Below are 26,804 nucleotides of genomic sequence, written 5' to 3'. Positions count from 1 at the left end.
TGACGAAATATATAATCGGCTATTACAGCCAGGTTAGGCCACATCAGCATAATGGTGGTTTGTCGCCAAACGAGTCAGAAGAAAGATTCTGGCAAAACTATAAAACTGTGGCCAATTTAACTTGACCACTACACAGGTAGAGCTTGTTCCATTTAGAGTGCTTGCAGGCATTCAACAAGGCGCTTCTCTCTTTATCATTTAAGTAGCGCGTCCGTTTATTCGCCTCTGCTTTAGAAGCAACTCGATGCGCAGGATTATCAAAGAAAAGTCCTTCACGTTGAGCGTAAGTGAAAACTGCCGATACAGCAGCCTTATATCTGTTTATCGTTGCTGGGCTTCTCTTTTTATTTGTGGTCTTGGTAACTTTCTTTCCAAACGAATCGAATCCTCCATATCTTAAAGCAGAACCTTCTGCTAGTTCATTGAGAGCATTACGAATAAGTAAAGGAGTAATATTTGGCAGAGTAAGATGACCAATAATGTTGACCCAAAAGTCTAATCTCTGAGCCATAGAGCTATCCTTACCTGTCCATTGCCCCATATACGAAACAGAGAGTTGTTTGAATGTGAGCACTGCACCGGGGGAACCAAAAGCTTCAACGGCTAATTTGTCAGACTCAAGTTGGTTAGCCCATTCTCTGGCTAATGATTTTTTTGGATAGGTTTTAGTTTTTCGCGAACCGTCTGGTAATCGAACAATTGCTTTGTATTTTGTCTTGCCAGACTTAGAAAGGATTTTCTCGAAAGATGCCATAAAGAGCACTCCTGATAAAAGTTTCACACTAGTGAGCGCCCTAATTTGACACTCGTTTAGCTTTGAAAAGTTTTTTATCAAGTAGCTGTTTTACAGCTAACCCCTTATTCCTTAAGGGGTTTAAATGGTACCGGAAGCCGGACTTGAACCGGCACGCCCGCAAAGGCAACGGATTTTGAAGCTCTTTCTGGAGCCAGCCAATGACGAAACCTACTAAATATGGGCTGTGACATGTGTCAACTTTAGACTCATGGCAAAAAATCCACTCACTTAAGAAACGAGCTTTTTCTCGGATACCACTCCCCTGTCGGAACAAGTGGTATCCAGTTTTAAGTTTTATATAGTATTTAATCGACAGGCGAATTTATGAGAAGTTAAGCTATTTACAATGGTATGTTGGAAACGAGTGGATATCCGAGTAGAAATTAAAAAAAGCAGGAGCCGAACGTCTCTTATGTGCCAGGAACAGCAGTTCGATTATTTTCCTTTTTATTGCGATAATTTGTGAAAGCGGACGTTCAAATTTCAAGCACTGTTCAGATGAATGGTCGAATTTATGATCCAACGTTGGGCAGGTTTCTTCAAGCCGATCCATTTATACAAGCTCCGCTCAACAGCCAGAATTATAATCGATACTCGTACGTTCTGAATAACCCGTTGAGCTATACCGATCCGAGTGGGTATTTCTTTAAGTCGCTTTGGAAAGGTGTAAAAAGCGCATTTCGTGCGATTGCAAAAGTTCCAATTTTGAATGCTGCATTACAATTTGCTGCATGTTCCTTTGGTGGGCCTGCTGGGTGTGCAGCTTATGCCGCAATATCGACTTACGCAGTTACAGGTAGTTTAAAAGGTGCATTGATTGGGGCCTTTACAGCAGGTATAGGAGGTGGACAAGGCTTCTTTACCGTAGGTTTAATTGGAGGGCTAGCAAGTCGAGCACAAGGTGGTAATTTTGGTCATGGATTCTGGTCTGCGGGATTAGGGGCCCTATTGGGCGGCCGGATAAAGCTTGGAAACCCTTATGCTAATGTTTTAGTGTCAGCCGTAGTTGGCGGTACAATTTCGAAAATTACTGGCGGTAAATTCTCTAACGGTGCGCAAACTTGGGCGTTTAGTGCGGCCATAGCGCAGGACTGGAATGACGATTTTGGCACTAGTTCCTATGAAAAAATTGAAGAGGAGCTCGCCAATCTAACAGATGAGCAAAAGGATTCTAACTTTAAAAGAAACTATGAGTCGTTTAAAAGAGGAATTGAAGCTGTTGGCGAAGCTTTAGGCTTGGAAACACCAGACAATATCGTGGTTGTTGGCATGGATGACATTGATGGAAACTTGGCTGCAGTTGAGTGTTCCGTATTTTTAGGTTGTTTAAATCAAGTGAAAGTCAGCAGAGAGTTTCTTCAATTAAACAGGACATCATATGATTTTCTAGAAACAGCTTACCATGAAGTATTGCACTTTAATGACACAAGGTGGAATATATTTCTCAATTCTGACAGTAGGCATAATCAGATTATTCGCCAATCTGAGATGGTTCATTTTGTTACCCCCAGATGGGTTGAGCAAGGCATTCATGGAGCAAACGAGGCTCTGCGGGTAAGAACACAATTTGAGCGTATTGAAAATAATTAGGGATCATAATATGCAGAACAGAATCGTAATATTTGTAAGCATTCTACTTGTAATAGCCTTTTTATACGTTTTGGTTACCCCTAAAATTCCAACTTCAATGTCTTCTGATATTGAGGCAGATAAGAGAGTAATTTCTTTCGTTTATGAAGCTCTCAATATGTTCGAGAAAGATACCGGGGACTATCCAACTTCTTTAGATTATCTATACGTTCGGAGAAAAGGAGATGATTTGTGGAAAGGGCCATATTTGGCAAACAAGATAAACACTAACGACAGTCGCGGGAGAGAGTGGATTTATAAATATCCGCATAGTTGTGCCATTAACTCTGGACGACCTGCATTTTACTCAGTTGGGCCTAATGGCATTGATGAATGTATGGGAGGTGATGACATTTTTTTCGATTTTAAGTAACTAATCTACGTAAATTGAAGTATTTATAACGGATAGTCATCATGGCCAGAGTTTCAATATTAGAAAGCGGTCCTTAATCGCTTTATGATCCAGTTTGAAGACCGCATAGTCGATTACCTTTAAACTTGGCAGTTACAAGGTCAATTATATATTAATGACCTTCAATACATAAATCGATGCCATAAGCTGGGCTTGGAGGAGACTTAAACTTTTACACCTTTATCATCTAACCATTTAACAACTTTTTTTAAATATATGTCTTGCTTGGATCCTTCTTGAAGTCTATGTTGTACAGCCTTAATTCTAGAAATTAAATTTCTGTCAGTATCATCTAAAACTTGGTAGTCTGCACCTGCCTCAAGAAGGGAATATACGATATCAAACCTCACGATATCTGCCGCAGCTAAAATAGGAGTCACTCCCCCCATAGAAATTCCGAATATTTTTTCACTGCCTGTTGGAGCATTAATATCTGCACCAGATTCTAATAGAAGCATCAAGGCTGGTAGGTTATCTCCACCTTCAACACTAATGGTATTAAAAATAGGTGTCTTTTTAGGATTGCCTGCATATAAATCAGGATTACCTTTAAACTTCAATGCTAGCTGCAAAAAACGAATATCTTTGTGTCTAGCTGACCAATGCATCACTGAACTATCAGCAAACACGATATTAGGATTGGCTCCTAGTTCCAAAAGCCTTTCGAACCCAGTAATATTCTCATTTCTTAGCGCCCAGAATAGAGGTGTGGCCCCTTGACTGCCTCTGGAATTGACATCAATGCCTTGTTTAACAAGTTCATTAATTTTCGTGAGGTTTCCTTCTCCTGCATATTTAGCCAACTTTCTGACATCAGGATCTAAAAACATTATGTTTAAAGGCATTGAAATAACTAAGTCGTGATCAGCCTTCATCATAAACTTACTATTTTTTGATTCCATATTTTGATTTCTTTCTAACGAATGGCAAGTTAATGAAAAGCCTGTCACAACTATAAATATAATCTTTTGTAATATGAGATTACTCATAGCTAGCACCTCACTCTTTCACAGACACCGCCCATAGGGTGCCATCCTGCAGCCCTTAATAAAATTTGGTTGCCATATGACTTAACAGGAGTAAGAGAATTTAATATTTGTAATCCATCGAATGAACTTTGGAAATGAGTGATTGAGCCTGGCACGGGTGACGCACCGCCCACTGTACTTGGATTCACGCCCGCAGCATTAAACACTGTCGCACTGCCGCCAGTCACAATTGCAGATGCTGTAGCCAAACCGCCACCGAGTGAGTGACCAACAAATTGAACATTTCCGCCTGTTGCAGCGTAAACCGCTTGTGCCTGTCCCATTGCTTGAGTGTATTGAGCACTTTTTAACCCGAAGGCTTGTCTTATGTTAGCAATCCAATCTGACGCTCCGTTAGTGCCAGCAAAAGCCAAAACACTATGCCCTGTATCTTGATTGACATAAAGAGCCGACTGAAGTCCTGTTTCAGAATCTATAAATAAATCTCCGACCATTTCATAGCCATCAATTTCTGCTCCTTGAGGATCATAGACATCTTCTGCTAGTTTTGCATAAGTAACTTCTTGAGCAGTGGGTTTTCTAGGGGCTGGAGCCCCCGCGTGCACAGCGGACAGAAATGCGGCACTTAAAGCTCCATTAGAAAATTTTCCACCGGTAACCTTTGATACTGTTCCTCCCACGACCGCTGCGGTTAAAATTTTACCAAAACCTCTACCATAGCCTCCTCCAAAGGCTGTACCCAATCCTGCGGACCAGAACCCATGACCAAAATTCCCACCTTGCACTTTACTGGAAATACCACCGGCAAACCCATTAGTAAAAAACGCGCCCATGCCTTCGCCAACTCCCGCTCCAATGCCTGCGGTCAATGCCCCGGTTAAAGTCCCTGTCAATATGTTTCCTCCATTTAAAGCTGCACTAGTAGCTCCAGCCCCCGCACCGATCAAAGACCAAATGGTTGAAGTACAAGTTCCAGCGCAATAGTATGAAGCAACAGCTACAATTATAACTCCGACAAACTTCTTAACTCCTTTCCAAAATTTCTTAAATAAATATCCGCTCGGATCTATATTACTCAGCGGGTTATTAAGCACGTACGCATAACGATTATGCGATTGAGAATTATTAGGAGCCTGAATAAAGGGGTCAGCCTGTAAGAATCTGCCCAAGGTTGGATCATAAATTCGACCATTCATCTGAATAATGCCAAGCGAGTCTAGGTGTTTGTGTCCTGTATAGCTGTTAATTTGCATCGAAAATTGATCCACTTCAACCCCTAATTTGCATCCAAAATTGATCCACTTCTTTAATTAGTTCTCGCACTCAAATTGCGGGAGAAATATTGGAGTGATTGATGTGTCATTACTAAGCGTTATCCGGCGTTGGTATTTTCGGGAGGGAATGTCCCAACGTGAAATAGCCAGAAGAACCGGACTTTCAAGAAATACCGTTAAAAAATACCTGGCCAAGGAATGCGTTGAACCTGCGTATCCCAAACGAACATCGATTAGCAAGCTTGATGGCTACAAAGAGCTGCTATCTGCCTGGTTGCTACGGGAATCGAAGCGTCGGCGCAAAGAAAGAAAATCAGCCAGGAGATTGCACAAAGAACTCGTTGAGCTGGGCTTTAGTGGCTCTTACGATCGCGTTGCGGCATTCGCTCGGCAATGGCGGGAAGAGCAGAAAATTGCGGCTCACGGTCTGAACAAAAAAGCCTATGTCCCTTTAGTGTTTGCGCCAGGTGAAGCGTTTCAGTTTGACTGGGGTGAAAATTATTCTTATGTCGGTACTCGTAAGGTAAAGCTTCAGGTTGCTCACTTTGTGTTATCCCATTCCAGAGCGTTCTATCTGCGTGCCTACTGGACTCAGACTCATGAAATGCTATTCGATGCACACAATCATGCCTTTCGCGTGTTTCAAGGTGCCGCTGAGCGCGGTATCTACGACAATATGAAAACCGCTGTCGATAGAGTTGGCAAAGGAAAAAGACGTGATGTAAATCGTCGCTTTCAAGCCATGGTTGGTCACTATTTGTTTGAATCAGAGTTTTGTAACCCTGCGGCAGGCTGGGAAAAGGGCCAAGTGGAAAAGATGGTCAGAGATGCTCGTCAAAGCATTTGGCACGATGCCCCAAAATGCAAAACGCTCGATGAATTAAATGACTGGCTTGAGCAAAAATGCATGTCACTGTGGCAATCAACCACGCATCCAAATTATGGTGACCGGACGATTGAACAAGTCTGGCTCGACGAGAGGAAACACCTGATGAAGGTCCAGGCACCATTTGATGGATTCATCGAACACACTAAGAAAGTGTCATCGACTTGCCTGGTGAACTTTGAACGCAATAAATACAGTGTCCCAGCCAGTTTTGCTAATCGCTTGGTAAGCCTTCGAGTGTACCCTGAACGCATTCTGTTTATAGCCGAAGGTAATAAAGTCGCAGAGCATGTCAGGCAATTCAGCCGAGATCACAACTCCAAAGGGGTTGTGACTTATGACTGGCGTCACTACCTGCTTGTTGCTCAGCGTAAACCTGGCTCACTCCGTAACGGTGCCCCGTTTAAAGAACTTCCCGAGTGCTTCCAGCACCTTCAGGATACCCTGTTGAGATATGACGGTGGCGATCGAGATATGGTAGATATCTTGTCATTGGTGCTGCACCACGATGAGCAACTGGTTAAAGAAGCCATTGAGCAAAGCCTGAACGTTGGCCTGACGTCAAAGCAGCATGTGATCAATTGCTTGCATCGACTGATGGATATACCAACACCGGATCCATTACCCATCAAAAAAGCGTTACAGCTTGAGCAAGAGCCAACGGCAGACACAAGTATCTATGAGCAATTGAAAGGACAACGGCATGCACATTGAAGCCTTATTAAACACCTTAAAAACCCTAAAACTGCATGGCATGAAGGCCAGCGTGAACGATTTATCGATTCAGAGTTCACCAGCGTTCAAACAAGCATTACCCGTTCTCGAAACCCTGCTTAAAGCCGAGGTCGCAGACCGAGAAGTTCGTTCAATCGCTTATCAGATGAAAGTTGCAAAATTCCCTGCCTATCGAGACTTATTCGGCTTCGAATTCCAATACAGTGCGGTTAACGAAACGGTGATACGGGGCTTACATCGATGTGAGTTTGTCGAAGACAGTCAAAACATCGTATTCATCGGTGGCCCAGGCACAGGCAAGACGCACTTGGCAACGGCCATTGCTGTCCAAGCGGTACAGCATCACCACCTCAGAGTACGGTTCTTCTCGACTGTAGAGCTTATCAATGCGCTTGAAAAGGAAAAGCTAGATGGCAAGAGCGGCCGCATTGCCAATCGGCTTAGCAGCGTTGATTTGGTGGTTCTAGATGAGCTTGGCTATGTACCTTTCAGCCAAAATGGCGGTGCACTGCTATTTCATCTTCTAAGCAAGCTCTATGAAAAGACCAGCATCATCATTACGACTAACTTGTCATTTTCTGAGTGGGCCAAAGTCTTTGGTGATGCAAAAATGACAACAGCACTGCTCGACAGACTAACTCATCATTGCCATATCATCGAAACTGGCAACGACAGTTATCGATTCAAAGAATCATCGGCTGCAAAAAATAAGGAAAAATAACTGGAGATATTTTCAAGATATTGGTCATAATAAGACCAACTTAGGCGGATCAGTTTTCAATGCAAATCGTGGATCAGTTTTAAGTGCAAATTAACAGCGCGCGATTCGCTCGCTATAAACATGTTAGGTATTACATGAAGAATGGATTCATACTGCTGGCTATTTTTATATCATCTAAATCTTTTGCTTGCTTTAGTGGTATTGGTTACGAGCAAAACTGGGATTACGCAATTAAATTGCTCTTAATAGCTCTAGGTATTTCTGCCGTTTCTACAGCTTTCAGTGTCGCGCGTAAAGCCAAACGATATTGCATTCCTATCGTTATTTTTATAATTTTCTCGCTTCCTTCTCTAATAGAAATTTTCCGTTACGGTTCTGGCGATTGTGGGGTAATGCTAAAAGAGGCTTCTGTTTGGCCTATATACTCGTCAATTATTGTTGTAGCCTATGAAGTCATTTTTTATATAAAATCAAAGTTTCGAGTAGGTAATACCTAACAAAAACGCTTGCTCGGTTCCGCTTCGCTTCACATTTTGGCAAGCATTACTAAGCCGTTTTATGTGGCGTTAACACCTAGAAACCAGCGTATATTAGCAATTGCTAACGGGCAGCTAATGGCACATAAGAGACACTCAGGCCCTACCATTTTTCATCAAAATTGTTGAAATTCCCCCTACCGGATCCTTGTTATTTGTGTCCAACCAAACAACAAGGAAAACCTATCAATATGGAACAAAACTATTTAAACATTAAATTTGTCAGCGAATTGCTAAACCAGCTAAATGAAGCGTTTCGCCTGGAAGAAGATGTATTGCGCGATGTAATAGTAAATAAGTGGGGAGTGCACGATGACCACATTTTTTGCGAACATCTACAGAAATACTTTACTGAACTTTTACCGCATGAACGCAAGGCGTTAATGTCGATTGCTCGGACTGTAATTTGTGCTTCGGCTGAAGCCTATTATGAATTGATTGAGGACAATTACCTGGGGTATGAAAAGCAGGACAATGAAGCGCTCAGCTTAAATGAATTCATTGACAGACTTCAAACCGAAGGCGCGGAATACTAGCCCTTACCTTCATAAAAAATACAGCCCCTTTCGGGGCTATTTTTTTACCAGTCGTCGCTAAACGATGAGCCTATAGAACTATCGAATGACGAAAAGCTATCATCAATCGAGCTCGAAGAAAATGAATCATCAAAACTGCTCGTGCAGGTATCGATACCGATAGAGCTTGTTGTATTTATGTCATTGCTGCATTGTCCATACGCCTTGCCTTCCACATCTATCATAGAGTCGGGGATCATAGGTGTACCATCACAATTTACGATTGCTGTTGTGCTAGTGTTACTTGAACTTGAATGTAACGTTGAGGTGGTATCATCAGAGCCGAATAACCAATTGAATAGTCCCATATTTATCTCCTTGCTTAATTATCAGCCCATTCCATTTTAAGGATTTTTCTGATAATTTGATGAATTCTTCGTACGCGAACGCGACCTAAAATTCTTACCTTTCTGTCAAACAAGTCTCCCTGCCCTAACACTCACCTCTGATTCAATACGCATTATCTGCCGAAGGCAAAATAACCAAATTTTTAAGGAATTAAAAATTCAAAATAAGCGAATGTAATTCGCAACAAATCGCGGAAGCAAACAACCACGATAGTGGCTTGTTTGGTGAAGCCTGCCATCAGAAGCGCAGCGCTGATTTCGCTGTACGGAGTTCCGCCTTAAGCGGAATGAGTATCAAAGAGGTACGATTTTGATGCTCACAATAGCCACATAGTGGCGCTGATTTTTGAGGGGTTTCTCAGGTGTCCCACCGCCCGAAAAAAAGCATGTGGAGTGAAGCGAAATCAGCGGTAGCGGATGGCAGCAGCTATTTTCTGAGACGCCCGAAGGAAGGAAAGCCAGACCGAGACATGTCGCGAATAGTCTGGCGTTCAGAGAAATAGCCAAAACGAAGTTTTTACAACGACAGTTGGATTAGCTTGCAGCATGCAAAGCGTGGCGAAGCCCTACCCTGATGCCAGACATCAGGCAAAGCTATTTTGCTAAACAATAGAAAAATTTGCATCGGCTGAACCTTGTTATTGGTTGAAATACAAGAAGGAGATGCGATGCTAGAATTATCAATCTATCAGAATCTGGGGACTCGATTTCTCATTCCCCCAGAGTACAACAATCCAACTCAAATCGGTCATGCCAGGAGAATTGCGGCTCTCTATGTTATTGGTCGATTTGGCTTTAGTAGTAAAACCGTTATTCAGTATCTTTTGGGAATTCGCCGTGAAGCCATCAACAAGTTATTTAGAAAGTTAGTGACCGATGGCCTTATAAATGAGCGAAAAAGTTTCGGTAGTAAAGATGGTGCGGTGTATTACTTAAGTGCCAAAGGAAAGCGATTTATCAGCTTTGAAACGGAGTTGGAATATCATCAGAAAACCGATACCAGCGCGCACAACTCAAAAACCGAAATCCACGACTTGAGTATTCAAATATGTATGATAAATCGTTTGCTGCATAGCAGAGAAAATTACACTGCATTTGTAACCGAAAAGGAGCTTCGAGAATTAGGCTACGGAACCTTTGGCGAGCTCAGAAACGAAAGGGCAGTAGATGGCCTCCTCTACCTAAGTGCGGGCGATTGCAAGGATAATTGCATGAATAATTGCAGCGATAGTAGTAAATCATATTCCTGCTGGCATTCTCTTGAAATTGAGACGTCCAATGCCAAGAATAAAAGGGCCGCTAATAATTATCTGCGCCCAGAAATTCTGGAAAAGTACCGACGTCAATTAGTAGCAGAGGATGGTCTTTATTCCCGGGTACTATTTTTCAGTCATCGAGAGCGTTTTCTGCGACAAATTGCCGCTAGGACAGATGAAATCATCAAAGAGAATGCGCTGGGCTATACCGATAAGGATATTGAGGTATTAACGGCGTCATTAAAATATGTCCATTCATTTTGCCCTACTCTTTACGAGTTATTCTGGAACCCGGATTCTAAGTTGGATAAAGACAGTCACATCAAAATTGACCAAGACAGAATTGAGCAAGCAGTGGCCTTGTACTCGGTAAACTCATCCAACGAGTATCAACAAGGCTTAACCGATGTATTTCGAACACTTGGCATTAAACATCCAGACATACCAACTAACAATTAAAGGCAAAAAAACAGGCACCGCATAGCGGTGCCTAATCGTAACGGGTTGCCCGTCAATCCTTAATCATATCAGGTCGGTGTTTGGCGACATAGCATCGTAATCCGATGCTGATACCAACCATCGTCAAAGCCAATACCGTCAAGCCAACAATGACATGAAGCTGAGTATCTAAATCTTCCTGCAAAAAGATGACTATCATAATCAACGAAATTGATGTGGCCTGTAGTATCCTCAAGCCAATTTCACACAAGCCTTGTGAGGATTCATAGATATAGATTAAAGATTCTTTGTTTTTCATAGTGTTTCCTTTTTCATTCATGGAACTGTCTTCCATAACTATGTAGAAACACGCCAGGCGAAATATGGGTAAAGGGAGCCAATCTGGCTCCCTTTACAGTCGATATGCTTTCCTTTTCTCACCATTGTCGCAATAACGTTGGCAACATCAGGTATGGGTTTCCGATCACCCACGGAGCGTTGAGCTGGTCATCGAGGTCAACGTCAACTCAGTCAAAACGCAAAGCTCGGAAACTTCACTGATTTGCTGTAATAAGTGACAGCGGCACCTTGCCCCAACATAACTTCCGACTGCCCTGTTAACTAGTTCCAATGTGGGGAAATTATTGTAGGAAAAAAGAAAAGGGAGCTTTCGCTCCCTTGATTAGACTGAGTTTTCGCACAGCGTTAACAACGATTCATAATTGTCACTGGAAAAGAACACGGACTTCGAAACGCCGGTGAAATTGAAAAACGCCAAATCATCGACGTTATGCTCGATAAACTGGCAAATTTCACTAAAGAAAAAGCCGAATACCCAAGCACGCTCTTCCGGTAGAAAATACTTTCGGTTGATGTGCTCTGGCAACTGCTCTTGCAATAAACCGGTAATGGCAAAGCCATTCGTGCCGCCCACATGGTTACGGTATTCGTATATTGCTTGTTTATTTTCTTCGTCGAGATACCAGCAAATTCGAAAATCATCCGGTTTGTCGCCATTGCCCCAGGGGCAGCGAGAACGGCGCACCATTTTATGAATCCAATTAAACTGTGTGCTTTCTCTCTTTTTGGTCATTGATATATCCTCTTTTTGTTAACCTCGGATATAACTAGGCCCCTCTCAAGAGAATTATTTCAATCGATGGGTAAATACCATTATTTTCAGTTTGGAAAATTTTTGTTTGTAATTATGTCGAGTGAAAATTGGCTGTCTAAAAATGTTTTCGAAAATCAAAAATGTCAGTTTTCGTATGAAAACCAAGCAAACGAACAAAAATATTTATTTTTTTCAAAAAAAGTGAAATTCGCCTGTTTCAAACATAGAGCCAATATTTTTCAAGTTGTTATGCGTTTCTATCAACAAAGTGGAGCTTACTCTCACCCAGATAAAAATACGCTTTTACATATATATTTATCCAAGAAAAAATAAAGAGTTAAATTGAAAAAAAGCGATTAAAAACGGTCGGTTGCGCTTCTTTTTCGAAAATATTTCGGGGGCTATTTTTCTTATAACACCTTTGTTTATACTCAGACGAATTCGTTTAAAGCCAGAGAAAAAATGAGCTAGCTTATCGAAAACCCAATTAGGGATTTCATTGAAAAATCGCGAACTCCACTGACGCAACCCGTTCGGAGATTCCTAGTTAACTTTCAAAAGCAAACTTGTTTAGTCCTGGCAATCATCCATTTATCAATGAAGTCAACTTATGCATCTAGAATCGTTTGAAAATTTAAACATTGACACCCTTTTGCAACTAGTTAATAAGCTAGGTTCAGCACAAAAAAAACAAACCAGACATTTAACAGTCAGTGAGTTAAGCTGCCAGCTGGGTTTTCCGGAACAGGAGATTATCTCTCTAGCGCGACGTGGTGAACTTCCTTCTACAAGTCTAACTAATTCTGAGGAACTATATTTCCACCCAGAAGCGGCTCAATTGTTCAACGAGAAAGAACTAACTAAATTTCAAAAGCTATATCCGAAACAATTAGCTTTAAGCGAAAGTAATGGCATTGTTGATGAAGAAGCGGCTGAAGTAATCCAGTCCAAGAAGTTACCACCCGACAAACAAAGAGTAAAACCGGCATTTTCACACCTCATACCGGTTAATTCGGATACTGTTTTAGAAAGTTTTCCGGCCGAAAAAAGTCCTGCACACTCCAAACAATTTAGAGAGTCTATGGCAGAAAACACGTCAATTACTTTACCAATAAACGGCAAAAACCAAGACATGTCTAAGTTTGAAATCCAGGAACGTTTTCGTAAAAACATATTATCTAAAGTTGACGACTTTTCACTTTTAACTAAAAGCGAAAAGTCTGAATTAGGGACTCAAGCTCTTAACGATTTGCAAAACAGAGAAAAAGTTACATTCAATTACGTCGAATACTTTAAGCTACCAGTCAAACGAAGACCCGAGAATGGAATATATTATCTAAACCTTCGAAATAAGATTGGAAAGGTAATTCAGCGATACAACGTTTCAGACCGCCCTAGTTTAGGGGTTACTGTCAGAGAACAAGCTATCTCAAAAGCTAATGAATTGCTGCACGGAGTCAATGTTGCAAACAGTAATTTTCTCTGTGTACCAAACCATTCAGTGCCCACCTTGAATGACGCATTGAGGATAAGCATGCGAGTCAACAATCTTAATGACGGGAACACTCGGAAGGAGATGAATAAAAAGATTGGGATCTGGAGTTATTTCGCTGGTGACGTTCCACTTGAAAACATAAACAGAGACTTAATTGTTAGTGTTTTACAAAACTTGAATACTGCGGGCTCGGAGGATAGCACAATCAATAAGTATGCTGTTGAAATTAGAAAAGCTCTAACAGAAGCTGTGTCTAATAATTTAAGCGTGTCTGTCCCTGACATCCCTTCATTTGGGTCCGGTCAACGAAACTTAATCGAGATACCCTGGCATAACGTTTGGTTACCATTCGTAAAAACTTATTGTAGTTATGAAAACCGGTTTAATCAGGAAGAGTTCCTATTTCTCAGTCTTATTTGGCATTTTGGACACAGGCATACAAATGTCAGCGAATTAACATTTTCTCAGATAGATTTTGTCAATAAAGTCGTGCACTTTAACAGGCACAAATCTAAAGCCAGAATAGATGTTCCTTTATCGGATTTTGCCTTAGAAATTATTGCCCAAATAAAAGCCCACCATAAAGCAATCAATTACACTGGAGACCAACTATTTCCAACATATAAAGGTATCGATCGCAAGAGATGGGTGAAAGCTATAGAGAAGCATCAATTACCTGGAGAATTAGTCATACACCACGTACGTCACTACTTTCTTACCGACCATAGAAGAAACGGAACCCCGCTTTGTGAACTGAAAGTGATAGGAGGTTTTAAGTCAGACGAAGGTGTAAAACGTTATATTCATTGCGGTATTGAGAATATTGTAGCTGAAGCATCTAACAAGAGAACCGGTGTAGCTAGATTCAACGTTAAAGATATTTCAATTTAGTTTTAAAAGGCCCCTTTGGAGTAATGCAGTAAGATATATTTTTACTGCATTATGCATTCGCTAAATATAAAGTATTCGTTCCTAGGTCAAAACAAGGAACATAATGATTTACAAAAAGAAAAACTCAAAATTTTGGTATACGCAGTTTGAGTTAACCTATCAAGACACACGAAAGCGCATAAACAAAAGCACTCGACAGACCTCCAAAGCTAAAGCAGAAGCATTTGAAACTCAATTAAGAGCAGAGCTTTGGCAACGCTTAACGTCTCCCCTACCGGAAGATCACCATTTTAACGAAGCACTCGAACTTTACATAACGTCACGTCAACAAAACCGAACGATAAATGAAAAAAAGAACAAGCTATCCTGGTGGAACAAACAGCTTGTTAACCCGATATTGCGTGACCTTTCTACCCAACAAATTCTCAGCCACATAGCGAAAAAAGAAAATATTTCTATCGCTACTCGGAATAGATATTTGGCAGAGCTTAAGGCTTTTTTAAACTTCTGCCATCAAGAATTAGGGTGGCTCGAAAAAGTGCCTGTGCTTAAGATATCAAAAGAACCCAAAAGAGCCTTTTTTAAGCTATCTAACAAGGATATTAAGAGCTTACTTAAGGCGAGCCCCGATTACCTTCAACCGGTCTTGATATTTGCTCTCTTTACAGGGCTGAGGCGCAGCAACATTCTTAATTTGCGTTGGGCGGAGATCGACTTTGAGAGAGGGTGTGTTTTCATAGCAGGCGAAAACCATAAATCGAAGGACCATGTCACAACACCGTTATCTGAGCGAGCGTTAAATTTATTACTACATTTAAAGACTCAATCAACTTCTACTTACGTCTTTGTTAACTCTCGCGGGCGACCAATCAAAGACATTAAAGATAAAAAATGGAAGGAAATAACCAAATCAGCAGACTTAATTGGTCTTCGATTTCATGACCTCAGACATAATTGGGCAACAAAACACATCGAAGCGGGAACTGACTTACTGGCATTAAAAGAGCTTGGTGGGTGGAAAACACTGGAGATGGTTCAACGTTATGCCCATCCATCAGATGACTATTTATCAATCCAAGCAAAAAATATTGATAATCAAAGCTCTGTGGGAAAGATAAATGAACTACAAATTCAGGGTAAAAATAATTGTCACATTGAAGATTGTGGCAAAAAACTTACCCACACAAATGTCACAGAAGTTGAAACAAGGGATTTTTTGATAGTTGGGGAGCCCCAAAAACTAAAAAACCTGCTAAAAATCAGCAGGTTAATTATGGTACCGGAAGCCGGACTTGAACCGGCACGCCCGCAAAGGCAACGGATTTTGAATCCGTCGTGTCTACCAATTCCACCACTCCGGCAACACATGCATCAACATCGCTGTTGATGGGAGGCATTATACGAAAGAATAACACCTTCGCAAGTATTTTCTTCACCTTTGTGTCTGTCTGCACAAGAAATAAGCGGCAATGGCGATAAACCAGCACGTAAACGTTTTTTGCACGGGTTTTAAAGACTATTGAAGATAGAGTCCTAAACCGATTGTAGAAATATAAGGAATGCAATACGCAGCTTTGCGCTGTAATTGCTTATTATTTACTTCACCGTGGGTAAAACTACCACTTCGGTATCGGTGTATCTGTCTTGCAATGACAGTTTGTTTTTCCGATCGACGATCACCAGTAAATTGCCAAGCCCCAGCAAAGTAAAGACTAATCGTTTAACACCGATAGTTTTAGATATTAACGTACCGTCCTGATTCTGGACTTTTAAACGCCAGGCTCGCATACCGATTGTTTGGCCACTACGAGCCCAGAAATAGATAAAGAAAAAGCTTACCCAACTCAGGTTCCAAAGATATATCAGCAACGACCAAATGACCGAAGATTGTTGTAGATCTATGGGATGATTAAACCCTTGATTGTCAATAATGCCCATTGAAAACAACGTGCCGAAGATACCAAACGATATGGCGCCTGCACACATATACACAGCAATTGCGATTAATACATCGTATACCCAGGAGCCAAAGCGACGACGAAAGCCCGCTCTCGGGTATCCGGATTGGCTCATGGAAGAAAGATGTTGGGTGCTCGGTTGCTGGACGGCCACAATGTGTTACTCAGGAACGGATAATGTCGGTGATTTTAATGAAAAAATCGAAATCAGTCTATGGATATCCGTGATATCGATTCGAAACCACCGCCAAGGACCGCGATAACCCTATGATTAAACTGGGCTATGTAATGGTTCATAAAACGGGCCCGCGCATAGATAATACAATTAGCGATTTGGCCCGGGTAATCACATCAAGCTTTGCGTCGCAATAAATAAACGGCAATAGCCACAAATAATAGACTAGGTAATATCGCACCTATGATAGGCGGGAACTGGAAAGTCAGACTCATCGAGCCAAACATGCGGTTTAAAAAGTCATAACTAATACCGGTACCTATTCCCATCATAATTCGCGCCCCCATGGAAACCGAACGCAACGGCCCAAAGATATAGGAAAGGGCTACTAACAACATCACAGCCACGGTAATGGGTTGCATTAATTTGCGCCAGAATGCCAGTCGATAACGACTGGTTTCCTGGTTATTTTGTTCCAGGTAATCTAAATAACTTACCAGCCCGGCAACGGATAATGATTCCGGTTTCACCGTAACCACCTGTAACTTGCCCGGGGTCAACGAAGACTTCCACCATTCAGTATCTTGTCGGGAAGTCGTAATTTTTTTCTCGGTCAGAAAGGACTCTTCAACGTCCTCTAGCAGCCACTGCTTTTTATCCAATTCCCAGCTGGCACGATCGGCATTTTTCCACAATGACATCTTAAATTGCTCATCAAATCGATATATCGCGATGCCTTTTAAATTCATGGTGTCCTGAACTTCAGTGATATGGACAATCAAGTCACCATCTTTGGCCCACACCCCATTTTTCGCTGATATCAGACTACCACTGGAAATCGCCCTCGCCCTGAGCTCTCTTGCGTTTTTCTCACCCTCAGGAGCAACCCATTCCCCAATAGCCATGGAAATCACGATCAATAATGCCGCTGATTTCATCACCGATTTGATGATTTGCAATTTCGATAAACCTGAAGCCTGCATGACAACCAGCTCAGAGTTATTAGCCAGCATCCCCAAACCAATCAAACCGCCAATAAGCGCCGCCATTGGGAAGAAAATTTCCACATCCCGTGGCACCGAATACAACGCGTATAAAGCGGCATCGCCTAAATCGTAATTGCCTCGACCCACTGCGCGCATTTGTTCAACAAATTTGATGATTCCGGAAATACTTACCAGTACCGCTAGCGTAATGAAAGTGGTAGAGGCGATAACCCGACCAATGTAAACATCGAGAATTCTCATGCCTTAACGCCTTTTCAACTTAGCTTTGATTTTTTTGCCACTGCTGCGGCTACGCAACAATAGTGTCCACCCCAAAAATAAGGCAATGATATGGATCGGCCACAGGCCCACTTCAGGCGCTAAAATGCCATCTTCAATAGCGGTGCGACCACTGGTTAAGAGCAGGAAGTAACATAAGAACAGCAGTAACGCCGGGAACATCTTGGCAAATTTTCCCTGCCGTGGATTCACCACACTTAATGGCACGGCTATCAAGGTTAAGATCAACACCGACAACGGAAAAGAAAAGCGCCACTGTACTTCCGCAATGGCTTCCACCGATTTATCTTGCAACAGTTCAAGGGTTGGTAACGCGGTTAATTTACGACGTTTGTGCTCAACTTCCTGTTCCTGAATTTGCATTTCATATTTACCAAAGGTCACGGTTTCAAACTCACCGGTTGCTTTGTCTTTCTGATAACGGTTTCCCAGGTCAAGCATTAGACGCTGTTCACCATCTTCTTCTTCGACTACCCGTCCACTTGCGGCATAAATTAAGCTGACTTTGTCGTCTTTATGGCCATTTGCATCTTCGTCAGGCAATTGCGCCACAAATACCTGTTGCAGGCGATTGTCTTTGCCGATGTTTCTCACATATACCACGGCTTTTTCATTAGAGGTTTTTTGAAAACGGCCAGGAACCAACGCCGAAATACCAATATCTTTGGCGAGTTTTTCTTTAACTTGGTACTCATTTTCCGCAGCCAATGGTGATAGGTAAAGTGTAAAGGCTCCGGTGATTAATGCCGTGATAAACGCAGCAACCAGGGTTATGCGAACCACATACCATTCACTGACCCCGCAGGCATGAAAAACGGTCATTTCGTTCTCCGCATAAATGCGGCCATAGGCCAGTAAAATACCGAGAAACAAACTTAACGGCAGCATGATACCAATCAGGTGGGGTATGGTCAGGCCGATAAAGGTCATCACCATATCACCAGGGATCCCACCGTCCGATGCATCGCCAAGTACCCTGACGAATTTCTGACTAATAAAGATGGTCATCAGTACCAGGAATACACCCAGTTGTGTGCGACTGACTTCACCTAATAAATATCGAAAAATAATCAATGATTTAATCCAAAAAACTTAGTTTTTTTCTGACAACTAAAGGATTTTTAAGTAAACTTACCGTTTTTATAAAAAATTAATATGGCTAATTTGCCGTCAAACAGACGAATCTGGCTATAATAATAGCCTGAAGCCTGTTTGCTAGTGTTGTTAAGTCTATCTTCTGACGGCAGATTTTAGCAAGCATCTGCGACAAATTAACCCTGAAATTTGAATTTAACCATAAATTAGGAGTGTTCATGGAGTTCAGTGTAAAAAGTGGTAGCCCGGAAAAACAACGCAGTGCCTGTATTGTTGTCGGTGTTTATGAGCCACGTCGTTTATCCGCTGTCGCTGAGCAATTAGATGAAATAAGTGGTGGTTACATCTCCAACCTACTGCGCCGCGGAGACCTGGAAGGCAAATCTGGTCAAATGCTGTTATTGCATCAAGTTCCTAATATTTTAAGTGAACGGGTTTTACTCGTTGGATGCGGTAAAGAACGTGAACTGGACGAGCGCCAGTATCGTCAAATTATCTCCAAAACCATCAACACTCTCAATGAAACCGGTTCTATGGAAGCGGTATGCTTCTTATCAGAACTGCATGTTAAAGGACGCGATTCGTATTGGAAAGTTCGCCAGGCCGTAGAGGCTACCCAGGATTGTCTATACAGTTTCAACAGCCTTAAAACCCGCAAAGAAGAACCTCGTCGTCCGTTGCGTAAAATCGTATTTAATGTCCCTACCCGTCGCGAATTGCCGATAGGTGAACGCGCGATTGCCCATGGTCTGGGGATTTCGGCGGGCATCAAAGAATGTAAAGACGTTGCCAATTTACCGCCAAATATCTGTAATCCGGCGTATCTTGCCGATCAGGCGAAAGCCTTAGCGGAAAAGTATGACAAGGTGTCAACCGACGTGGTTGATGAAAAGCAAATGCAGGAGTTGGGCATGGGCTCTTACCTTGCGGTAGGTCGCGGCAGTGTCAATGAATCCTTGATGAGCGTTATTCATTACCAAGGTGGTGCTAAAGATGCGGCACCGATCGTATTGGTCGGTAAGGGTCTGACGTTCGATTCCGGTGGTATTTCCCTAAAACCTGGGGAAGCGATGGATGAAATGAAATATGACATGGGCGGTGCAGCTGGAGTACTTGGAACCATGCACTCGCTCGCTGAACTGAATCTGCCTATTAATGTTATCGGCGTCCTGGCCGGCTGTGAAAACATGCCAGATGCCAATGCGTATCGTCCCGGAGACATCTTAACGACGATGTCAGGACAAACCGTTGAAGTGCTAAATACCGATGCCGAAGGCCGATTAGTATTATGTGATGCGCTTACATACGTGGAGCGTTTTGAACCCGAGTTGGTTATTGACGTTGCGACGTTAACGGGTGCTTGTGTCATTGCCCTGGGTGCTCATGCAACCGGTCTTTTGAGTAATCACAACCCCCTTGCGCACGAGCTATTAAATGCATCCGAACAAAGTGGTGACCGCGCATGGCGACTACCGCTGTGGGATGATTACCAGGAGCAGCTGGAAAGTCCATTTGCAGATTTTACCAATTTGGGTGGTCGTGCCGCCGGCACCATAACCGCGGCCTGTTTTCTGGCACGTTTTACCAAAAAATACCACTGGGCACATCTGGATATCGCAGGTACCGCGTGGCGCAGCGGTAAAAATAAAGGTTCTACCGGTCGACCAGTTAGCATGTTGACCCAGTTCTTAATTAATCGAACGGGTCAGGAGCAAGGCGAATAAATGACCTTACAGGCCATTTTCTATTTATTGGGTAATGCCAGCGAAAATGAGTTGCTGCGCTTTGTATGCGCTCAGGCAACGCTCGCCTTTCGTCAAAATAAACGCGTTTTTATATACACCGAAGATCAGGACAGTGCCCATCAGTTAGATGAATTGTTGTGGTCTTTGGATGCACAAAGTTTTGTGCCTCATAATCTGCCCGGAGAAGCAGAAAATCAGGGTTCCCCCGTTGAAATCAGCTGGCTTGCCCCCACTTCTTCGAGACAGGTATTAATCAATTTAGCGGCTGAAGTCCCAGACTTCGCGTTACAATTTTCTCAAATTATAGATTTTGTTTCTGAACAGGAAGAGTTGAAACAACTCGCCCGACAACGGTATCGTCGTTATCAGCAACTGGGGTTTCACGTTGAAACCCGTCCTGCCAGCAAAGTCGCATAACAAGCAGTAATTCCATGGAAAAGACATTTAATCCTTCAGCTATTGAGCAAGCCATGTATTCCCACTGGGAACAAAAAGGCTATTTTACTCCCACCGGTCAGGGCGACGGCTATTGTATCGCCATTCCACCGCCAAACGTCACTGGCAGTTTGCACATGGGCCATGCATTCCAGCAAACCATTATGGATACATTAATCCGCTACCAACGCATGCAGGGGAAAAATACGCTTTGGCAAGTAGGTACCGACCATGCAGGCATCGCCACGCAAATGGTGGTTGAGCGCAAAATAGCAGCCGAAGAAGACAAAACCCGTCATGATTACGGGCGCGATGCGTTTATCGACAAAATATGGGAATGGAAAGAGCATTCCGGCGGAACCATTGGCAAACAAATGCGCCGTTTAGGCAATTCCATCGACTGGTCGCGTGAGCGCTTCACCATGGATGACGGTATGTCCAAAGCCGTACAAGAAGTTTTTGTTCGCTTATACCAGGATGATTTGATTTATCGCGGCAAACGTTTGGTTAACTGGGATCCAAAACTGCACACTGCCATTTCCGATTTAGAAGTGGAAAACAAAGATAAGAAAGGCCATATGTGGCATTTCCGTTATCCTTTGGCCGATGGCGCGAAAACTCAAGATGGTAAAGACTACATCGTTGTAGCAACCACACGTCCGGAAACCATGCTCGGTGATACTGGCGTTGCGGTGAATCCGGATGATGAACGTTATCAGCATTTAATTGGTAAATATGTCGTACTACCTATCGTCAACCGTCGTATTCCAATCGTCGGCGATGACCATGCCGATATGGAAAAAGGTACCGGCTGTGTAAAAATCACTCCGGCCCACGATTTTAACGATAATGAAGTCGGTAAGCGTCATCAATTGCCAATGATCAATATTTTTGATCAGGATGCCGCCGTTCTGGCCACTGCCCAAGTATATGATGTTAATGGCGAAATCAGCGATGTTTATGACAGTGCATTACCAGAACAGTTCGCCGGTTTAGATCGTTTTCAGGCCCGTAAAGACATTGTCGCAGAGTTTGATACTCTAGGCCTGCTAGATGAAGTCAAAGATCACGAATTAACCATTCCTTATGGCGACCGCTCGGCGGTTGTGATCGAACCATTATTGACCGATCAATGGTATGTGCGGGTTGAGCCGCTTGCCAAACCTGCCATTGAAGCAGTGGAGAATGGCGATATCGAATTCGTGCCAAAACAATATGAGAATATGTATTTCTCCTGGATGCGTGACATTCAGGACTGGTGTATTTCACGCCAGCTTTGGTGGGGTCATCGAATTCCGGCCTGGTATGATGCTAATGGCAATGTCTATGTTGGGCGTAGCGAAGAAGAAGTCAGAGCACAAAACAACCTAACCGCTGATGTGACGTTAACTCAGGACGATGATGTTCTTGATACCTGGTTTTCTTCGGCGCTTTGGACTTTCTCTACCCTGGGCTGGCCAGAAAAAACTGAAGACCTGGCAACCTTCCATCCAACGGATGTGTTAGTGACCGGCTTTGACATTATCTTTTTCTGGGTTGCCCGTATGATCATGATGACCATGCACTTCAATAAAGATGAAGATGGCAAAGCACAGGTTCCATTTAAAAAAGTCTATGTTACTGGTCTGATTCGTGATGAGCACGGTGACAAGATGAGTAAATCTAAGGGTAACGTTATCGATCCATTGGATATGATCGACGGTATCTCCCTTGACGAGTTGCTGGATAAACGCACCGGCAACATGATGCAACCGAAAAAAGCGGAAAAAATCGCGAAAGCTACGCGCAAAGAGTTCCCTGACGGCATTGAAGCTCATGGTACGGATGCGCTGCGCTTCACCTTAACGGCTCTGGCTTCGACCGGCCGCGATATTAACTGGGATATGAAGCGTTTAGAAGGTTACCGTAACTTTACCAATAAGCTATGGAATGCCAGCCGTTACGTATTAATGAATACCGAAGAACATGATTGCGGCGCCAATGGCGGTGCCATGGAATTGTCCCTTGCCGATCGCTGGATCATTGGACAATTTCAACAAACCGTAAAAACCGTACATGAAGCCTTTACATCATTCCGGTTTGATTTGGCATCACAAGCGCTTTATGAATTTACCTGGAACCAGTTCTGTGACTGGTATTTAGAATTAACCAAGCCGGTTTTATTCAAAGGCAGCGACGCCCAACAGCGTGGTACTCGTCACACCTTGGTCAACATCCTTGAAAGTCTGTTACGCCTAATGCACCCAATAATGCCTTATATTACTGAGACCATTTGGCAACGCGTTGCACCACTGACCGGTAACTTCACCGATGGCGACAGCGTGATGATGCAGAATTTCCCGCAGTTTGAGTCGCAATTACTGGATAACCAAGCCATTGACGATTTGGAATGGGTAAAACAATTTATTATCGCGGTTCGGAATATTCGTGGTGAAATGGATATCGCGCCAAGTAAGCCACTTCCAGTATTGTTAAAACACGTTAATGCTGTCGACAAACGTCGCCTTGATGATAACCAACAATTCTTGAGCGCACTGGCGAAATTAGAAAGCATCGATGTGCTCGCTGAAGATGACAACGGCCCGGCTTCTGCTACTGCCGTTATCGGTGACATGAGTGTGCTGATCCCAATGGCCGGTCTTATTGACAAGGAAGCGGAAATTGCCCGTCTAAGCAAAGCGATTGAAAAGCTTGCTGGTGATGTCAAACGAACCGAAGGAAAGCTCGCAAACGAAAACTTTGTTTCCAAAGCGCCTGCCGCGGTTATTGATAAAGAGCGTGCGAAACTTACTGATGCAAAAAATCAGCTTGAAAAACTCAATGAGCAAAAACTGAGTATTGAAGCCTTGTAAAACATTTTCGCGAAAATGATTAATCAAAATCCCTCCCCCGCGAGGGATTTTTTTTTATGCAGGGACGAATTTATCCTTGCGTGCCATGGATGGTGTTAGCAAGGGTTTATGCAGCCTTGTGAAACGCTAGCCGTGTTCGCAAGGATTTACTCGGGACGCATTTATCCTTGCGTGCCATGGATGGTGTTAGTAAGGGTTTATGCAGCCTTGTGAAACGCTAGCCGTGTTCGCAAGGATTTACTCGGGACGCATTTATCCTTGCGTACCATGGATGGTGTTAGTGAGGGTTTATGCAGCCTTTCGAACCATTAGCAAGGTTCGCAAAGGGGCTCGGGACGCATTTATCCTTACGAGCCATGGATGGTGTTAGTAAGGGTTTATGCAGCCTTGTGAAACGCTAGCCGTGTTCGCTAGGGTTTATGCAGAAAAACCCTGATAACTCGATCCATTAACAAAACTTAGAGACTATTTTTCTTAAGTTAATGCTATTACTCGTGTCTATTTTTGCCAATTTTCGATATTTTTCCTAAAGTTAACAATAACTAAAATAATTATCACAATAAGAATAAATGTCGTGATTAAATTGCTGCCTCGCTTGCTCTTAGCCACCATTACCACCCTATTTGGGTGTATTTGTGTTGCCAAAACCACACCAACGCAGTGGGAAGAGCCGGAAGAATGGCCCATTAACCGCCCGACCATGCCGATACGCTTTGATTGGATTTTATTGGAAAACGGCGAACTTCTCGGGGGCGACCTACTCTCGATGTATCGTGACAAGGTTCGCTTTGATAGCGATGAATTGGGCCTGGTTGAAATAGATTTTGAGGATATCCGACAAATTCGCTGTAACGACATCGTTAGCATTCGCCTGGAAAACAATCAAATTTATGAAGGTCAGATGCTTCTTGATCGCAGCAAAGTTACATTTTTCAATAAACCGCATTTAAGCTTTCCGCGTTCACAACTGCTCTCAATCTCACCGTCCAAACAGAGTGAAGACAATATTTGGAGTGGTAGTGTCAGTGCCGGGGTTAATTTTAAGGACGGAAATTCACAACGATTCGATTACACCATTCAAACCGAAATATTAAGGTTAACACCACTAGACCGGATACAACTGAACTACCTCGGCATCTTCGCTCGCTCTGAAGATCTAGAGTCAGGGCAACAAGTACTAACCGAAGAAAATCATCGTATTAACTTTTCCTACGACTGGTTTTACACGCGTAAGGTATTTTTCCGACTTCCCGATCTAGAACTTTTCAGCGATCACTTTAAAAACATCAATTATCAGGCAACCATCGCGTTGGCCGCGGGTCTTACCTTACTTGATGATGACGACTTTTACTGGCGAATATATGCCGGGCCGAACTTACAATACACCCGTTTTGTTGAAGTCGAAGCAGGGATATCATCACATAATACCTCTGCGGGTTTGCTTGCCGGTACCGACTACAGTTACGACTACACTCAGGATGTGACCTTAATTTTAACTTATGTGGGAAAGACCGCTTCAAAAGAAGCCGGTAGTCTGATCCATCACATAGAGGCAGGATTCGATGTTGAAGTAATCGACGATTTAGAAATTGAAGTTAAATCAATCATTGATTACGTTGCCGACCCGAGCCCGAATGAATTAGGCGAGCTTCCCAAAAAAACCGATTTCCTGTTGATCCTAGGGTTAAAATATTCCTTCTAATTCTGCACGGTTAAGGTAGACTCGTAGCCACCCATGTAAGAACTCCGATTGGAGCCCTCTTTACCAAAACCCAAAAAAATAACAGGTAACGACATGAAAACTCGCCTTTCCCGATTGGCACTTTTAAGTGCTACCCTATTTACCGTGGCACCTGCCGTGATGGCAGATCAATATCAAACCATTGAAAAGTTATCCCTTGAAAACGAACAACAGGTGATTGACTGGCGCCACCATTTCCACCAGTTCCCGGAACTTTCCAATCGCGAATTTAATACCGCTAAGACCATTGCTAAAGAGTTAAAAGCTTTGGGCTATGAGGTACAAACCGGCATCGCGCATACCGGCGTTGTCGCTGTGTTAGATTCCGGTAAACCCGGACCGGTTGTCGCTTTGCGTGCCGATATTGATGGCTTGCCAGTCACCGAATCGGTTGATTTAGATTTTGCCTCTAAGGTAACCACCGAGTTTAACGGCGAACAGGTCGGCGTCATGCATGCCTGTGGCCATGATACTCATATCGCAATGTTGCTTGGCGCGGCCAAGATCTTAAAAGAGATGCAGGGTGAATTAAGTGGCAAAGTAAAATTCATTTTCCAACCTGCAGAAGAAGGTGCGCCAGCCGGTGAAGAAGGCGGCGCCGAATTAATGGTTAAAGAAGGCGTTATGAAAGGCGTCGATGTGGTTTTCGGGTTACATATCAGCTCCGATACCGACGTTGGTACCATTGAATATAAGCCCGGTGGGATCATGGCCGCGGTCGATTCCTACCGCATACTGGTAAAAGGTAAACAATCTCACGGAGCCTACCCTTGGATCAGTGTTGACCCAATAGTCACCTCGGCACAAATCATTATGGGATTACAAACCATCGTATCCCGTGAACTGAGTTTAATTGACGAAGCCGCGGTCGTAACCGTAGGTAAAATCAGTGGTGGTACTCGTTCCAATATCATTCCATCGGAAGTTGAAATTGTTGGTACGCTGCGCTCATTAAATACCGAAATGCGTATGCAGATTCGTGAAGCCGTAACCCGAAAAGCACAAACCATTGCCGCCAGTATGAATGCAGAAGTCGAGGTTGAGGTGCCTTGGGGCGCCAACTACCCGGTAACCTATAATGAACCGGCATTGATGGAAGCCATGCTACCAACGATCCGTAATAGTGCTGGAGCGGAAAATGTTAAGCTGACAAAAGCGGTAACCGGTGCAGAGGATTTTTCCTTCTTCCAACAGGAAGTTCCGGGATTATACCTATTTGTCGGCGGTAAACCTAAAGATCTTCCGACAGAACAAGCACCCGGACACCACACACCGGAGTTCAGCGTTGATGACAGTGGCCTGAAAACCGGGGTTGAAGTATTGCTAAACTTAACTCTGGATTATATGAATATGAAGGCAAAATAGCCGAATTATGCTCAATCAAAAACGGGGTCATACGACCCCGTTTTTCATTCTTATGAAA

22 protein-coding genes, 1 tRNA gene and 2 pseudogenes are annotated in these 26,804 nt (G+C 43.1%); 15 read left to right on the top strand and 10 right to left on the bottom strand.

The annotated features are described in order from the left end of the window. Positions 1-125 (top strand): annotated as a pseudogene (locus ACHUFQ_RS11135) (IS3 family transposase); the annotation flags it as partial. Here the strand turns inward: ACHUFQ_RS11135 and ACHUFQ_RS11130 are convergent. Continuing rightward, entirely contained in the window at positions 98-754 is a 657-nt protein-coding gene (locus tag ACHUFQ_RS11130; RefSeq protein WP_394175568.1) for a hypothetical protein, read from the bottom strand. The pseudogene ACHUFQ_RS11135 and the gene ACHUFQ_RS11130 sit on opposite strands and share 28 nt — an antisense overlap. 504 nt (positions 755-1,258) lie before the next feature. Between ACHUFQ_RS11130 and ACHUFQ_RS11125 the strand changes: the two genes are divergently transcribed. Both ACHUFQ_RS11125 and ACHUFQ_RS11120 read left to right on the top strand, forming a co-directional pair. Continuing rightward, positions 1,259-2,386: an RHS repeat domain-containing protein gene (locus ACHUFQ_RS11125; protein WP_394175566.1), complete on the top strand. Its 1,128-nt coding sequence runs from the start codon at positions 1,259-1,261 to the stop codon at positions 2,384-2,386. A gap of 10 nt (positions 2,387-2,396) precedes the next feature. Then, the gene (locus ACHUFQ_RS11120; protein WP_394175564.1) at positions 2,397-2,798 is read left to right on the top strand and encodes a type II secretion system protein GspG; all 402 of its coding nucleotides are present in this window, start codon (positions 2,397-2,399) and stop codon (positions 2,796-2,798) included. 203 nt (positions 2,799-3,001) lie between these two features. Here the strand turns inward: ACHUFQ_RS11120 and ACHUFQ_RS11115 are convergent, their stop codons facing one another. Then, positions 3,002-3,826, bottom strand: a complete 825-nt coding sequence (locus ACHUFQ_RS11115; protein ID WP_394175562.1) for an ankyrin repeat domain-containing protein — start codon at positions 3,824-3,826, stop codon at positions 3,002-3,004. Between the two features lie 2 nt (positions 3,827-3,828). Further along, positions 3,829-5,094 carry an RHS repeat-associated core domain-containing protein gene (locus ACHUFQ_RS11110; protein WP_394175560.1) on the bottom strand — a complete coding sequence of 422 codons (1,266 nt, stop codon included), beginning with the start codon at positions 5,092-5,094 and terminating at the stop codon, positions 3,829-3,831. Between the two features lie 79 nt (positions 5,095-5,173). On the opposite strand from ACHUFQ_RS11110, the gene istA reads away from it, so the two are divergent. The 4 genes from istA to ACHUFQ_RS11090 all read left to right on the top strand — a co-directional run bounded on the left by istA (position 5,174) and on the right by ACHUFQ_RS11090 (position 8,514). After that, complete coding sequence (gene istA / locus ACHUFQ_RS11105; RefSeq protein WP_394175559.1) at positions 5,174-6,700, top strand: IS21 family transposase; 1,527 nt, start codon at positions 5,174-5,176, stop codon at positions 6,698-6,700. Beyond that, on the top strand, positions 6,690-7,442 hold the full coding sequence (istB, locus tag ACHUFQ_RS11100; protein ID WP_143580152.1) for an IS21-like element helper ATPase IstB: 753 nt from the start codon (positions 6,690-6,692) through the stop codon (positions 7,440-7,442). Before istA ends, istB begins: the two co-directional genes overlap by 11 nt. A 134-nt stretch (positions 7,443-7,576) precedes the next feature. Continuing rightward, positions 7,577-7,939: a hypothetical protein gene (locus tag ACHUFQ_RS11095; protein ID WP_394175557.1), complete on the top strand. Its 363-nt coding sequence runs from the start codon at positions 7,577-7,579 to the stop codon at positions 7,937-7,939. Between the two features lie 230 nt (positions 7,940-8,169). Further along, the gene (locus tag ACHUFQ_RS11090) at positions 8,170-8,514 is read left to right on the top strand and encodes a hypothetical protein (RefSeq protein ID WP_394175556.1); all 345 of its coding nucleotides are present in this window, start codon (positions 8,170-8,172) and stop codon (positions 8,512-8,514) included. A 44-nt stretch (positions 8,515-8,558) separates the two neighbouring features. Here ACHUFQ_RS11090 and ACHUFQ_RS11085 read toward each other — a convergent pair whose 3' ends face one another. Continuing rightward, the gene (locus ACHUFQ_RS11085; protein WP_394175555.1) at positions 8,559-8,861 is read right to left on the bottom strand and encodes a hypothetical protein; all 303 of its coding nucleotides are present in this window, start codon (positions 8,859-8,861) and stop codon (positions 8,559-8,561) included. Positions 8,862-9,568: 707 nt separating this feature from the next. Here ACHUFQ_RS11085 and ACHUFQ_RS11080 point away from each other — a divergent pair. Beyond that, complete coding sequence (locus ACHUFQ_RS11080; protein ID WP_394175553.1) at positions 9,569-10,615, top strand: hypothetical protein; 1,047 nt, start codon at positions 9,569-9,571, stop codon at positions 10,613-10,615. 52 nt (positions 10,616-10,667) lie between these two features. Here the strand turns inward: ACHUFQ_RS11080 and ACHUFQ_RS11075 are convergent, their stop codons facing one another. After that, positions 10,668-10,913 (bottom strand): hypothetical protein, encoded by a 246-nt coding sequence (locus tag ACHUFQ_RS11075; RefSeq protein ID WP_394175551.1) that lies wholly within the window; start codon positions 10,911-10,913, stop codon positions 10,668-10,670. 363 nt (positions 10,914-11,276) lie between these two features. Continuing rightward, a complete protein-coding gene (locus ACHUFQ_RS11070; RefSeq protein ID WP_394175549.1) occupies positions 11,277-11,687 on the bottom strand; it encodes a hypothetical protein in 411 nt (136 codons plus the stop codon). 631 nt (positions 11,688-12,318) lie between these two features. On the opposite strand from ACHUFQ_RS11070, the gene ACHUFQ_RS11065 reads away from it, so the two are divergent. Together ACHUFQ_RS11065 and ACHUFQ_RS11060 are read left to right on the top strand one after the other, a co-directional pair. Beyond that, on the top strand, positions 12,319-14,094 hold the full coding sequence (locus tag ACHUFQ_RS11065) for a tyrosine-type recombinase/integrase (RefSeq protein ID WP_394175547.1): 1,776 nt from the start codon (positions 12,319-12,321) through the stop codon (positions 14,092-14,094). A 103-nt stretch (positions 14,095-14,197) separates the two neighbouring features. Further along, a pseudogene (locus ACHUFQ_RS11060) lies at positions 14,198-15,142 on the top strand (tyrosine-type recombinase/integrase); the annotation flags it as partial. A 226-nt stretch (positions 15,143-15,368) separates the two neighbouring features. Here the strand turns inward: ACHUFQ_RS11060 and ACHUFQ_RS11055 are convergent. The 4 genes from ACHUFQ_RS11055 to lptF all read right to left on the bottom strand — a co-directional run bounded on the left by ACHUFQ_RS11055 (position 15,369) and on the right by lptF (position 18,587). Next, a tRNA-Leu gene (locus ACHUFQ_RS11055) sits at positions 15,369-15,455 on the bottom strand. Between the two features lie 235 nt (positions 15,456-15,690). Continuing rightward, complete coding sequence (locus ACHUFQ_RS11050; RefSeq protein WP_394175545.1) at positions 15,691-16,206, bottom strand: RDD family protein; 516 nt, start codon at positions 16,204-16,206, stop codon at positions 15,691-15,693. Between the two features lie 197 nt (positions 16,207-16,403). After that, complete coding sequence (lptG, locus tag ACHUFQ_RS11045) at positions 16,404-17,474, bottom strand: LPS export ABC transporter permease LptG (RefSeq protein ID WP_394175544.1); 1,071 nt, start codon at positions 17,472-17,474, stop codon at positions 16,404-16,406. Positions 17,475-17,477: 3 nt separating this feature from the next. Next, positions 17,478-18,587 carry an LPS export ABC transporter permease LptF gene (gene lptF, locus ACHUFQ_RS11040; protein ID WP_394175542.1) on the bottom strand — a complete coding sequence of 370 codons (1,110 nt, stop codon included), beginning with the start codon at positions 18,585-18,587 and terminating at the stop codon, positions 17,478-17,480. A gap of 239 nt (positions 18,588-18,826) precedes the next feature. Between lptF and pepA the strand changes: the two genes are divergently transcribed. From pepA to ACHUFQ_RS11015, 5 genes are all read left to right on the top strand, one after another. Next, complete coding sequence (pepA, locus tag ACHUFQ_RS11035) at positions 18,827-20,332, top strand: leucyl aminopeptidase (RefSeq protein WP_394175540.1); 1,506 nt, start codon at positions 18,827-18,829, stop codon at positions 20,330-20,332. Continuing rightward, complete coding sequence (locus ACHUFQ_RS11030; RefSeq protein ID WP_394175538.1) at positions 20,333-20,770, top strand: DNA polymerase III subunit chi; 438 nt, start codon at positions 20,333-20,335, stop codon at positions 20,768-20,770. Positions 20,771-20,784: 14 nt separating this feature from the next. After that, the gene (locus ACHUFQ_RS11025; RefSeq protein ID WP_394175536.1) at positions 20,785-23,640 is read left to right on the top strand and encodes a valine--tRNA ligase; all 2,856 of its coding nucleotides are present in this window, start codon (positions 20,785-20,787) and stop codon (positions 23,638-23,640) included. A gap of 574 nt (positions 23,641-24,214) precedes the next feature. Next, positions 24,215-25,342 (top strand): DUF481 domain-containing protein, encoded by a 1,128-nt coding sequence (locus tag ACHUFQ_RS11020; RefSeq protein ID WP_394175534.1) that lies wholly within the window; start codon positions 24,215-24,217, stop codon positions 25,340-25,342. Between the two features lie 93 nt (positions 25,343-25,435). After that, positions 25,436-26,746 carry an amidohydrolase gene (locus tag ACHUFQ_RS11015; RefSeq protein ID WP_394175532.1) on the top strand — a complete coding sequence of 437 codons (1,311 nt, stop codon included), beginning with the start codon at positions 25,436-25,438 and terminating at the stop codon, positions 26,744-26,746. The last annotated feature ends 58 nt before the right edge of the window (positions 26,747-26,804 follow it).

Origin of the sequence: Thalassotalea litorea (genome assembly GCF_043642205.1) — a bacterium.
In the GTDB taxonomy this organism is placed as follows: domain Bacteria; phylum Pseudomonadota; class Gammaproteobacteria; order Enterobacterales; family Alteromonadaceae; genus Thalassotalea_A; species Thalassotalea_A litorea.
Note: the sequence above shows the minus strand (reverse complement) of the source record. Positions and strands in the feature narration are given on the sequence as shown.

What these genes read in the sequence shown, in the direction of transcription:
- ACHUFQ_RS11130 (WP_394175568.1), bottom strand. Translation starts at nt 754, where the DNA reads ATGGCATCTTTCGAGAAAATCCTTTCTAAGTCTGGCAAGACAAAATAC.
- ACHUFQ_RS11120 (WP_394175564.1), top strand. Translation starts at nt 2,397, where the DNA reads ATGCAGAACAGAATCGTAATATTTGTAAGCATTCTACTTGTAATAGCC.
- ACHUFQ_RS11115 (WP_394175562.1), bottom strand. Translation starts at nt 3,826, where the DNA reads ATGAGTAATCTCATATTACAAAAGATTATATTTATAGTTGTGACAGGC.
- istB (WP_143580152.1), top strand. Translation starts at nt 6,690, where the DNA reads ATGCACATTGAAGCCTTATTAAACACCTTAAAAACCCTAAAACTGCAT.
- ACHUFQ_RS11095 (WP_394175557.1), top strand. Translation starts at nt 7,577, where the DNA reads ATGAAGAATGGATTCATACTGCTGGCTATTTTTATATCATCTAAATCT.
- ACHUFQ_RS11090 (WP_394175556.1), top strand. Translation starts at nt 8,170, where the DNA reads ATGGAACAAAACTATTTAAACATTAAATTTGTCAGCGAATTGCTAAAC.
- ACHUFQ_RS11085 (WP_394175555.1), bottom strand. Translation starts at nt 8,861, where the DNA reads ATGGGACTATTCAATTGGTTATTCGGCTCTGATGATACCACCTCAACG.
- ACHUFQ_RS11080 (WP_394175553.1), top strand. Translation starts at nt 9,569, where the DNA reads ATGCTAGAATTATCAATCTATCAGAATCTGGGGACTCGATTTCTCATT.
- ACHUFQ_RS11075 (WP_394175551.1), bottom strand. Translation starts at nt 10,913, where the DNA reads ATGAAAAACAAAGAATCTTTAATCTATATCTATGAATCCTCACAAGGC.
- ACHUFQ_RS11070 (WP_394175549.1), bottom strand. Translation starts at nt 11,687, where the DNA reads ATGACCAAAAAGAGAGAAAGCACACAGTTTAATTGGATTCATAAAATG.
- ACHUFQ_RS11065 (WP_394175547.1), top strand. Translation starts at nt 12,319, where the DNA reads ATGCATCTAGAATCGTTTGAAAATTTAAACATTGACACCCTTTTGCAA.
- lptG (WP_394175544.1), bottom strand. Translation starts at nt 17,474, where the DNA reads ATGAGAATTCTCGATGTTTACATTGGTCGGGTTATCGCCTCTACCACT.
- pepA (WP_394175540.1), top strand. Translation starts at nt 18,827, where the DNA reads ATGGAGTTCAGTGTAAAAAGTGGTAGCCCGGAAAAACAACGCAGTGCC.
- ACHUFQ_RS11030 (WP_394175538.1), top strand. Translation starts at nt 20,333, where the DNA reads ATGACCTTACAGGCCATTTTCTATTTATTGGGTAATGCCAGCGAAAAT.
- ACHUFQ_RS11025 (WP_394175536.1), top strand. Translation starts at nt 20,785, where the DNA reads ATGGAAAAGACATTTAATCCTTCAGCTATTGAGCAAGCCATGTATTCC.
- ACHUFQ_RS11015 (WP_394175532.1), top strand. Translation starts at nt 25,436, where the DNA reads ATGAAAACTCGCCTTTCCCGATTGGCACTTTTAAGTGCTACCCTATTT.